Annotated in this window: 5 protein-coding genes, 1 tRNA gene and 1 pseudogene; 2 read left to right on the forward strand and 5 right to left on the reverse strand. The window is 67.5% G+C overall.

The window, feature by feature from the left end:
• Positions 1 to 12 precede the first annotated feature (12 nt).
• The 4 genes from F3H13_RS10680 to F3H13_RS10695 all read right to left on the reverse strand — a co-directional run bounded on the left by F3H13_RS10680 (position 13) and on the right by F3H13_RS10695 (position 8,161).
• Positions 13 to 2,904 carry a UvrD-helicase domain-containing protein gene (locus tag F3H13_RS10680; RefSeq protein WP_149799016.1) on the reverse strand — a complete coding sequence of 964 codons (2,892 nt, stop codon included), beginning with the start codon at positions 2,902 to 2,904 and terminating at the stop codon, positions 13 to 15.
• Complete coding sequence (locus F3H13_RS10685) at positions 2,901 to 5,501, reverse strand: PD-(D/E)XK nuclease family protein (protein ID WP_149799017.1); 2,601 nt, start codon at positions 5,499 to 5,501, stop codon at positions 2,901 to 2,903. Before F3H13_RS10685 ends, F3H13_RS10680 begins: the two co-directional genes overlap by 4 nt.
• Positions 5,502 to 5,608: 107 nt before the next feature.
• Positions 5,609 to 7,777 (reverse strand): HAMP domain-containing methyl-accepting chemotaxis protein, encoded by a 2,169-nt coding sequence (locus tag F3H13_RS10690; protein ID WP_149799018.1) that lies wholly within the window; start codon positions 7,775 to 7,777, stop codon positions 5,609 to 5,611.
• 309 nt (positions 7,778 to 8,086) lie between these two features.
• Positions 8,087 to 8,161, reverse strand: a tRNA-Arg gene (locus F3H13_RS10695).
• A gap of 331 nt (positions 8,162 to 8,492) precedes the next feature.
• Here F3H13_RS10695 and F3H13_RS10700 point away from each other — a divergent pair.
• Both F3H13_RS10700 and F3H13_RS10705 read left to right on the forward strand, forming a co-directional pair.
• Positions 8,493 to 9,092, forward strand: a complete 600-nt coding sequence (locus F3H13_RS10700; RefSeq protein WP_149799019.1) for an RAD55 family ATPase — start codon at positions 8,493 to 8,495, stop codon at positions 9,090 to 9,092.
• Positions 9,093 to 9,207: 115 nt separating this feature from the next.
• Positions 9,208 to 9,630, forward strand: a complete 423-nt coding sequence (locus F3H13_RS10705; protein ID WP_149799020.1) for a CoA-binding protein — start codon at positions 9,208 to 9,210, stop codon at positions 9,628 to 9,630.
• Between the two features lie 194 nt (positions 9,631 to 9,824).
• On the opposite strand, the pseudogene F3H13_RS16370 reads toward F3H13_RS10705, so the two are convergent.
• A pseudogene (locus F3H13_RS16370) lies at positions 9,825 to 10,129 on the reverse strand (IS6 family transposase); the annotation flags it as partial.

Below are 10,129 nucleotides of genomic sequence, written 5' to 3' on the forward strand. Positions count from 1 at the left end.
GGCGGGACGCCGTCACTCTGTGGCCGACTCGGCCGCCCGAACGAACGCGCGCAGCTCCTCGGTCAAGTGCGGCTCGATCCGCTCGCGGGTCCCGTCGCTCGTGTAGAACAGGCTCGTCTCGACCTGCTTGTCGGCGAACCACTCGTCGAGGACGTGGTAGTAGACGCTGAGCTGCTTTCTGTACTCCGACTCCGCGCGCCGCGTCGCGTCCGTCTTGTAATCGATCACCTCGATCCGGTCGGCCGTCTCGTGGACGAGGTCGGCGATCCCGGAGACGGTAACCCGGCGGCCGTCGACGTCTATCGGGAGCGTCACCGGCTCCTCGACGTGTTTCTCGCCCGACAGCCCGTCGAGCAGTTCGACGATCCGTCGCTCGTGGTCGTTCGACGGCGTCACGTCGTCGCCGAGCGCGTACGCCTCCGCGAAGTCGTGGACCCGCGAGCCGAAGTCCATCCCCCGGGTCTCGGGTTCGGGTTCGGCCTCGGGGCCGGTCTCCGGCCGTTCGCCACTCTGCTCGAACACCGACTCGTCCATCAGCGAGTGCGGCGTGTGGCCGATCGGCCCGTCCGGGGCCGTCACCGCGAACGGCAGCTCCGCGTCGGCGGGCTCGCCGCGGTCGAGGGGCTCGACGTCCGGCTCGATCTCCTCGACGGCGACCGGGAGCTCCTCGAGGAACGTGTTCGGGTCCTCGCCGGCCGCGAACACGACGTGGCTCTCCGCGCGCGTCACCGCGACGTAGAGCAGCCGCCGCTCCTCGTCGTACGCCCGGGGCAGACAGCGCCTGATGACGTCGTGGCGCCAGCTGTCGTACACGTGCGGGTGCTCCGCCTCCTCCGAGTACAGCTTCCGCTGTCGAAGGCCGACCGGGTCGCGATACTGAATTACGCTTGACCTGCCGCTTCGCGCCGGGAAGCGGCCCGCGTTCATGTTCGCCATGACGACGATCGGGTACTCCAGCCCCTTCGCGGTGTGAATCGTCTGAACGGTCACCGCGTCGTCGCCCGCGGTCGCGCGGACGTCGACCGTACTGCCGGTCTCGACGCCGCGCTCGATGTGCCGGATCAATTCGCCCCGGGTCGCCGTCGTCGAGTCGTGGACGGACTGGACCGTGTGGAGGAGCACGTCCGCGACGTCGCCCGTGAACCCGTAGCGGTCGAGGACACGACGCGCCACCGCGCCGACCGACGCCAGCTCGCAGAGCTCGTCGCGGAACGCGGCTGGCTCGGCCGGGTACGACCCCGTCTCGAGGAGGCGGTCGATCTCGTCGAACGCGTACCCGATCCGTTCGAGCACCACCGCCCAGCCGCGGTCGGCGTCCGACTCGAGGATCCGGAGCCACGCGAGCAGCAGCTTCGCCGGATCGGTCCGGAACAGCTCGATCCCGCCGTCGTAGGCCAACGGGAAGTCGTACTCGTCGGCGACGTCGAGGAGCTCCCGGCCGTAGTCTCGCGTCCGCGTGAACACCGCGACGTCGCCGTACTCCGGCGGCCGCGGCTCGCCGTCTTCCCCCTCGACGGCGTAGTCGTTGTCGCCGACGATCTCCTGTACCTTCGAGAGGACGGCCTCGTGTTCGTCCTCGTGGCGCACCCCCTCGACGACGGTGTTGTCGAAGGCGGCGTTCGAGGAGAGCTCGACGACGTCATCGAGGTCGGTGTCGACCGCGTCGCCGCTCGCGGCCGGCGTCACGATCGCCCGCTCCGAGAGGTCGATAACGGACTCGGTCGACCGGTAGTTCTCCCGCAGTTCGATCGTGGTGGGGTCGGGGGAGTCGAACGGAACCCGGTCCGCGTCGTCGTTGAGGTCCGCGGCGAACCGCTCCAGCCGCGCTCCGAACTCCGTGATGTTGCGCACGTCCGCGTACTGGAACGAGTAGATGCTCTGCTTCCAGTCGCCGACGACGCAGAAGTTGTCGCTCCCGGAGAGCAACAGGGCGAGCTTGAACTGGACCTCGCTCGTGTCCTGAAACTCGTCGACCATGACGTACTCGAACGACGCCGCCTCGCGGGCGCGCTCGTCCTCGCAGAGGAGGACGAACGCGAACAGCTGGAGGAAGCTGAACGAGAGGTAGTTGCGGCGCAGCGCGAAGCGGAGGTACTCGACGTAGACGTCGTGGACGAACGCCTTGAGGGCCGACCGGTCCTCGTAGAAGACCTGCCGGGCCACGTCGTCGTCGAGCCGCTTCGTCCCCCGGCCGCCGCGGAGCGTCGACTTCGACGGCGCGTCCGGGCGGTACGCCTTGTCCCGACCGAACCCGCTCAGGTCTCCGCGCAGCTTCGACTGCTTCCGGCCGTCGTTCCGGGGCCGATTCACGTCGTCGAACCGGTCTTCGAACGCCGCGAAGTCGCCGTCGAGGTGCGCTTCGCCGTTCCGGTACCAGCCGTCTGCCGTCGGGAAGATCCCCTTCGACGCGAGCTCTTCGATCAGGTCGAGCAGCTCGCCCGGGGCGGAGAGCGCCCGATAGAAGTCGGCGTGTTCCGGGTGGTCGTCGCGGAACCCGCCGAAGAACTCGCGGAACCGCTCGGCCTCGATCAGCTCGTCTTCGAGGATCCGCGTCGAGCCCGTGATCCGCTCGTCGAGGCCGAGGTGCGTCGGGGCGGCGAACCCGTGCTCTCGGAGGAGCTCGTGGCAGTGCGAGTGGAACGTCCGGATCGGCGCGTCGGCCAGCTCTCGCAGGTCGTACGCGCTGTGGTCGACGATCCGCTCTTTCATCTCCGTCGCGGCGCTCCGCGTGAACGTCGCGAGCAGTACGTCGTCCGGCTCCACGTCCGGCCGGTCGACGATCCGCCCGTAGCGCCGGGTGACGGCGAACGTCTTCCCGGTCCCGGGGCCGGCGTCGACGAGGTACGGCCCCTCGGTGCTCTCGATGAGCTCCCGCTGGGCGTCGTTCGGCGTCGGCTCGCTCATCGGTCGCCCCCCAACAGCAGGTCGCGGTTGTCCACGCGCCGGTAGTTCGGCTCTCCCGCGAGGCCGTCGACCGGGAACCGCTCCTCGCCGGCCCGTCTGGCGTTGAGCTCGTCGAGGCGCTCCTCGACGAACGCCTCGAAGGCGTCCAGGTCCTCCTCGAAGAAGGCCCGTTTCCGAGCGCCGTTGAGCTCGCGGATCGCCTGGTCTACCCCTTTCTCGGCGTCGACGTCGGCGGCGGTCTCCGCGTCGACCGCGGCGGTGAACGCCGCGGCGAACTCCGAGTCGCGCAGCTCACCCCTGTCGGTCGTCTCCGGGAACGTCAGCTGCGCGACGATCCCCTCGTAGGCGGCGTAACCGAGGTCCTCGAACGTCTCTCGGCAGTCGGCGTAGCCGTCGAGCAGCCGGTCGAAGGCCTCCCGGGAAGAGACGTACTCGTCGAACGAGACCGGGTGGTAGGTGACGGTCGTGAGCGCGTCGTCGAGGTCGGCGTCGCCCGCGATGACGTCGGCCATCGGTTCGAGGAAGTGGAAGAACGTGAACTCCAGCCGCTCGTCGGGGCGGACCGTCCGGTAGTAGGTCAGGTACAGCGCCGCCTGGAAGTTCGGGACGTCCGCCGGCGGATCGGTCGCCGCGCCCGTGACGACCTGCGTGAGTCGCTTCTTCCGCCCGCTCTTGTAATCGAGGAGCTGCGTGGGCGACCGCACCAAGTCGATCTTCCCCTTCACGCCGAGCGCGTCGTCCTCGAACCAGCGTTCGGTGAGCGGCGAGTCGACCGGCTCGCCGAAGCGCTCCGCGAAGAAGTTGGTCCCCCACCCCGAGGACGGCGTGAGGAAGTCGTCAGCGTCCGGCCCCGCCCCGTCGAGGTACTCCGTTATCAGCTCCAGGCCGATGCGGTACTTCCGGCGGCGGAGCGTCTCGTCGGCGGCCGAGAAGAACGCCTCGGCCTCCGCGACCATGTCGTCGACGAGGTCGTCGGTGTCGGCCGCCGCGACGACTTCGGGGTGGTTCACGTAGAACTCCGCGAAGTCGTGGAAGAGGTTCCCCTCGACGAACCGCTCCCGGTCGGGGGCGTCGAGGAGCCGCCCGAAGAGGTAGTCCCGCGGGCTGTTGACGTAGCTGTTCAGGGACGACTGGCTGACGGTCTCGACCGACTCGGGGGCAACCCCGGTCGACTCGCGGTCGAAGCCCGCGCCCGTCGGCCGCGGTCGCCGCCGGTGTTCGACCGAGTCGAGGTCGCTGAACCGTTCGAACTCCTCGTCGAGGAGGTCGCCGAGGTATAGACAGGGGGTGATCGGCTCCCCGCCGGCGGCGTCCTGAACGAGGTAGTACCGACGGTCGCCGCTCTGGAGCAGGCGCTGGAAGCTCCCGACGTAGCGCTCGAACTGCGTCTCGGTGTCCACCCACGGCCGCTGAGGCGCCGAGTGTGTCCACTCCTCGCCCATGCCGAGGTGGAAGACGACGGGGCGGTCCACGTAGGCGGAGGACTTCGCGTCGGCGAGGATGACTCCCTCGTTGTCCCTGTCGACCGGGACCTCGTAGGTCTGGAGGTAGTAAGCGAGCCGGCCGACGGCGCCCTCCGTCACGCGGTCGTCGGCGAGACCGAGACTCTCCAGCTCCTCGTCGAGCCGGCTCAGGTCGACGCCGGCCTCGGTCGCGTACGCGTCGAGCGCCGCCGCGAACGTCCGGTCCTCGACGCGGTCGCGGAACGCCCGCAGCCACTCCACGCCCGGTCGGTCGACGGCCTCCAGGCGCCGCTCGCGGTCGGCGATCGGCGCGTCGATCCCCAGCCGCGAGAGGACCGGGGCGGCGTCGCCGACGGTCGTCTCCGAGCCCTGAAAGCAGAGCCGGAGGAGCCGGAGGAACGCTCGGTGGTGCGGGTCGTCGGCGAACCCCGGGCCGCCGTAGAAGGGGATGTCCGCCGCCTCGAACGCGGACTCGACGAGCGAGGAGTACTTCCCGCCGCCGTCGAGGACGACGGCGACGCGGTCGGCGTTGCGCGCCGAGACCGTGTCGAGGAGCGCGGCGACGATATCGGTCGCCGACTCGAAGACGTGGAAGGGCGGGTAATCGAACGCCTCGTCCGTGAACAGGTCGACGCGGTCGAACGCGTCCGGAAGGACGCTGCGCTCTAAGTTGGTCAGCTGATCGTGGCCGACCACGGCGACGGACTGGTCTTCGTCGACCCCTCGATCCCCGTCTATCGCGTACTCGCTGAGCCGCTTCGACGTCGTCCGGAGGGTGCGCATCACCTCGACGACCTCGCGGGTCGCGTCGTCGACGTAGGCGTCGTACGCGAAGATCGCGTCGAGACGCCCCGTGTGTTCCCAACACTGGAGCACGTTCCCGACGGCGTACGCGACCGCCTTCCAGTCGTGGTCCGTCTCGCCGACGAGTTCGAGGAACGCGCGGCGGTCCTCCGCCTGCTCGCGCCGGCCGGCCGCGAGGCGGCGCGGCGTGGTCGCGAACGTCCCGAAGTGTGGGCGGTCGAGGCGGCGGTTGATCGCGCTCGCCAGCGCGGCGTCGGGAGTGACCACGAGGTCGTACTCCGCGAGTTCCGCGTAGAGTGACTCCGCGGGTTTCGCTCTCCGAATAGGCACGACTACCGCGAACCGGACGAGTCACAAAAAGCTAGTGGGGCGCGCGGCGTGCGGGCGGTCTCGGCGCACGCGGCGGGTACCAACCCCGTACTGAACCGACCGGTGCGTTACGAGCCCCCGTCGGTCGCCGCTCGGGACCCCGGAGACGCCTGCGCCGCGGTCGTGGGCTCGGTCTCGAACCCGGCGACCTGCTGGTTCAGGTCGTCGGCCAGCGCGGAGAGGTCCTGAACGGTTTCGGCGGTCTCCGCGAGCGACGACGTCTGCTCTTCGGTCGCCGCCGACACGTTGCTCGACTCCGCGGCTGTCTGTTCGCTCACGCTGGCCACCTCGTCGACCACCGAGACGACCTCCTCCGTCGAGGCGGCCTGATCGTCGGTCGCGTCGCTGATCTCTCGGATGCCGCTCTCGGCCTCCTGTACCGCGTCCGCGATCTCGTCGAACGTTTCGATCGCGTTCTCTATCGTCTCCGACCCGCGCTCGACGCGCTCGCTCATCCGCTCCATCCGCCCGACCGTCTCGGTCGTGCTCGCCTGCGCCGTCTCGATCCGCTCTTCGACGGCGGTCGTCGCCTCCCCGGCCTCCTCCGCAAGCGATTTGACCTCGGAGGCGACCACGCCGAACCCCTCACCGGCCTCGCCGGCGCGCGCCGCCTCGATCGAGGCGTTCAACGCGAGGATGTTCGTTCGCTCGGCGATCCCGGAGATCATCTCGACGATCTCACCGATCTGGTTCATGTCCGCCTCGAGCGCCTCGACCTGCGCGGCCGCCTCGTCCGCCTGCGTCTCGATCGACTCGATCTCCTCGGTCGCCTCCGCGGCGTACTCGCGGCCGGCGTTCCCCCGATCGACCGCGGTCTCCGCGGTCTCGGTCACCTGATCGGCCGACGATGCGATCTCCTCGACTGTCGCCGACATGTCGTTCATCTCGTTGGCGACCTCCTGGAGGTTCTCGCTTTGCGTGTCCGCGCCGTACGAGATCTCCTCGACGGACCCGGCGACCTCCTCGCTGGCGTCTTTCACCTCCTCCGTGTTCTGCGCGACCACGTCGCTCGACGCCGCGACGTTCTGTGCGATCGATTTTACGCTGCCGACGCTGTCGCCGAGCCGGTCGATCCCGCCGTCGAGGGAAGCCAGCACGTCCCCGTACGCCCCGGGGTAGTCGGTGTCGATGTCCTGCGCGAGTCGCCCGCGCTTGAGCCCGGCGCTCGCGGCCGAGATCTGGTCGAAGCTGTTCGATAGCTGGGTGGTCCCCACGTCGAGGTCGTCGAGCACGCTGCCGTACTGTCCGGGGCGGTCCGTGTCGACGTCGCCCGTGAGATCGCCGCGCTGGAGACCGCTGCTGACGCGCTGTATCGCGTCGAAACTCGCGGCGAGCTCGGCGGCGCCCGTCTCGAGGTCGCTCACCGTCTCGCCGTACCGACCGGGATATTCGGCCTCGAACTTCCAGCCGAGGTCCCCGCTCTTCAGCCCGTCGCTCGCCGTCTCGATCTGGGAGAACACGCCTCGGAGATTCTCCCGCATCTCGGCGTACGCGTCGACCATCCGACCGAGTTCGTCGCTCTCGACGTGCGGGTCGACCGGCGTGTCGAGGTCGCCGCTGCTGATCGCGACGAGCCCCTCGGACAGCTGCGTGATCGGCGGCGTGATGCGACCGGCGACGAACAGCCCGATCGCCACCGCCGCGACGAACGCGCCGACAGTCAGTCCGAGCACCTCCGTGCGCGCGTTCTGTGTGGTGGTATCGGCGGCGACGACCGAGGCCTCCTTGTCCTCGATGGCCGCCCGTTCGAGTGCGGTCGCGGAGTCCTTGGTGTCGGCGACGAGCGTGTCCAGCTCGTCGCTCTTCTCCCGTGCCACGTCCGTCTCGCCGGCGTCTAAGGCCGTGAACAGCTCCTGACCGACCGCGGCGTACTCCTCGTGTTGCGTCTGTAGCTCCTCGAGCTCCCCTCGCTCGTCCTCGCTCAGGTCCTGCTGTTGTAGCGCCGCCGAGTACTCGTCGAACCGCTGTCCGGCCGCCTCGAACGCCTCACGTTCGCCCTCCTCCCCCAAGCGGGCAGCGTGGACGGCGACCTGTTGCTCCTCGATGGCGACGAGCATGTTCAGCGAGGCGTCGATCTTGTCGGCGTCCTCGGAGATGATGTGAGCCTCCTCGTCGACGGTGCCGACGGCCTGGTAGCCGACCGCACCGGTGACGCCCACCAAGAGCGCCACCAAGACGAACGCGATGATGAGCTTCGGTCTGAGGTCCAGTTGGTCAATTTTTACGTTGTTTAACATATCTGGGGGTCCCCAGTAGTGTGATAAGTAATTACGTGCCAAACTATTGGTCGTGATAATCAAGTAGGACGGTCCCTCGGCCACGCTGACGGCGGTATGTGACGCACTGAAGAGGACCACTCGGATATTCCATCGCGACCCGTTTGATTAACCACCTACCAGCCTCGATAAGATGTACGCGAACCGTCGGACTGAACCCCGCCTCATTCGGAATCGTTCGACTATCGAACGAAATCGAATTTGGCAGCCAGAGTCGATTTATAAGTGACTTGCCGCAGTCTGTCGGATTTAGATCGTTCGAAAAGCGAATGGGCGCTACAGGATTTGAACCCGTGGCAACTTGGTCCGAAGCCAAGCACTCTGTCCAAACTGAGCTAAGCGCCCGTACCGCGATGTACTTGCGAGAGCATGTTAAGTCCCGCGATTCGAAATCGCCGTCGCGCAGTCCGCCGGTCTGCGGCCGGTACCGCTCGCGATCGATTCGGTCGCGTGACACGTCCCGGCGCCCCGGCACCGGGCGGCCCCGCGTGTGTACCGGGATCTGCCAGCTGATCGGGGCCACGACCGCGCTGAGGCGCACGACCGGCTCGCAAGGGGCGATCAAAAAGAATATTATTCGGAGCGGGCATGTTTCGGTAGTAGATGTGTCCTGGTCGTACGGCCTCGCGGCCGAACGAGAGGCTCGCCCCGACGACGCCGCCTTCGAGGTGCGTCCATGTATGAGCTGACGCCGCATTTCGACGCCGAGGTCGAGCCCGGGACCAACATCCTGTTGACCGGCCCGCCGCTCAGCGGGAAGCGGTCGATCATGATGGACATCCTCGCTGCGGGGACCGACCGCGACGAGGGAAGCATCGTCGTCACCACCAAGGACGGCGCCGACCGGGTGCTCCGCGACTACGAGAAGCGGACGCCCTACGAGGGGAAACCCGTCGCGGTCGTCGACTGCGTCACCCGCCAGCAGGGCGGCGACACCCGCGAGTCCGACCGGATCAAGTACGCCTCCTCGCCGGTGGACATGACGGGGATCGGGATCAAGCTCTCCGAGTTCCTCCAGGCGTTCGGCGACCGCGGCATCGAGCGGAACCGCGTGATGGTCCACTCGCTGTCGACGCTTCTCATGTACTCCGACCTCCAGACGGTGTTCCGGTTCCTCCACGTGTTCACCGGCCGAGTCCAGAGCGTCGACGGACTGGGGCTGTACAGTATCGACTCGACGGCCCACGACGACCAAGCGATGAACACGCTCAAGCAGCTGTTCGACGGGATCGTCACCGTCCCCGAGGACGGCGAGCCGGAGATCCGGCTTCCCTAAGCAGACGGGGGCGGCTCACGCCGGTTTTTACACCGACAGACGGCGCTTCGCGCCAGTTCCCGGACCGCGACGACCGTGGGATCCGCTTAATCGTGTCGCGACCGTACGCGGAGCCATGCCTATCACCGACGACGCGGGGCTCGACCGCCTGCTCGACGCCGAGACGATAGCGGTCGTCGGCTGCTCGACGACGCCCGGGAAGGCCGCCCACGACGTGCCCGCGTACCTCCAGAACGAGGGGTACCGCGTGATCCCGGTGAACCCGTTCGCCGACGAAGTGCTCGGCGAGCCGGCGTACGACGCGGTCGGCGACGTCGAAGAAGCGATCGACCTCGTCGACGTGTTCCGACCGAGCGAGGAGGTGCCGGAGATCGCCGACGCCGTCCGCGAGCGCCACGCCGAGCGGGGCGACGCCGGCGCGCTGTGGCTCCAGCTCGGGATCAGTCACGACGAGGCGGCCGCGGCCGCTGAAGCGGACGGGATCGACGTGGTTCAAGACCGGTGTCTCAAAGTCGAACACGGTCGACTACGGAGTTAGGCGGCGGTTACTCGCTTAAAATCCTCTCTCTCAGACGGTATCCGTCCGAAACAGCCGGCCGCTGAAGCGTGCGTCTCGATCGGTTTCGTCAGTAGATCGTACAGCGGTGAACGCCTCCAAATCTCCAGCCGCTCGGTTATAAACTGATGCTCGCAGATCAGCGGTGAACGCCTCCAAAGACCCGTCGTGTTAACTTAAGCATGATTCCACCAGACGGCGTGGGCTTGCAACCACGTTTCCGCGGTCGGTGGATCGACATGGCTGAAACAGTTTGAAAACGAAGAGGTTCGTCGTTCTACTTCTCTAAAGACACGTTCGACAGAATTTCTGAAGCCGTGTTGTTCGACACGGTAGCTGTAGTTTTCGCGGCGGAGCCCACCGATCAGATCGTCTGCGTCATCGACGAGAAACAGAGCGTCTTCGACATCATGTTTCTCAGCTAGTTCAGTGAGAAATTCTCGTGCGATCGGGATCGTATACGTCGGAAACAGCCGCGAAT

Origin of the sequence: Halorubrum xinjiangense, assembly GCF_900102375.1 — an archaeon.
In the GTDB taxonomy this organism is placed as follows: domain Archaea; phylum Halobacteriota; class Halobacteria; order Halobacteriales; family Haloferacaceae; genus Halorubrum; species Halorubrum xinjiangense.

What these genes read in the sequence shown, in the direction of transcription:
- F3H13_RS10690 (WP_149799018.1), bottom strand. Translation starts at nt 7,777, where the DNA reads ATGTTAAACAACGTAAAAATTGACCAACTGGACCTCAGACCGAAGCTC.
- F3H13_RS10680 (WP_149799016.1), bottom strand. Translation starts at nt 2,904, where the DNA reads ATGAGCGAGCCGACGCCGAACGACGCCCAGCGGGAGCTCATCGAGAGC.
- F3H13_RS10705 (WP_149799020.1), top strand. Translation starts at nt 9,208, where the DNA reads ATGCCTATCACCGACGACGCGGGGCTCGACCGCCTGCTCGACGCCGAG.
- F3H13_RS10700 (WP_149799019.1), top strand. Translation starts at nt 8,493, where the DNA reads ATGTATGAGCTGACGCCGCATTTCGACGCCGAGGTCGAGCCCGGGACC.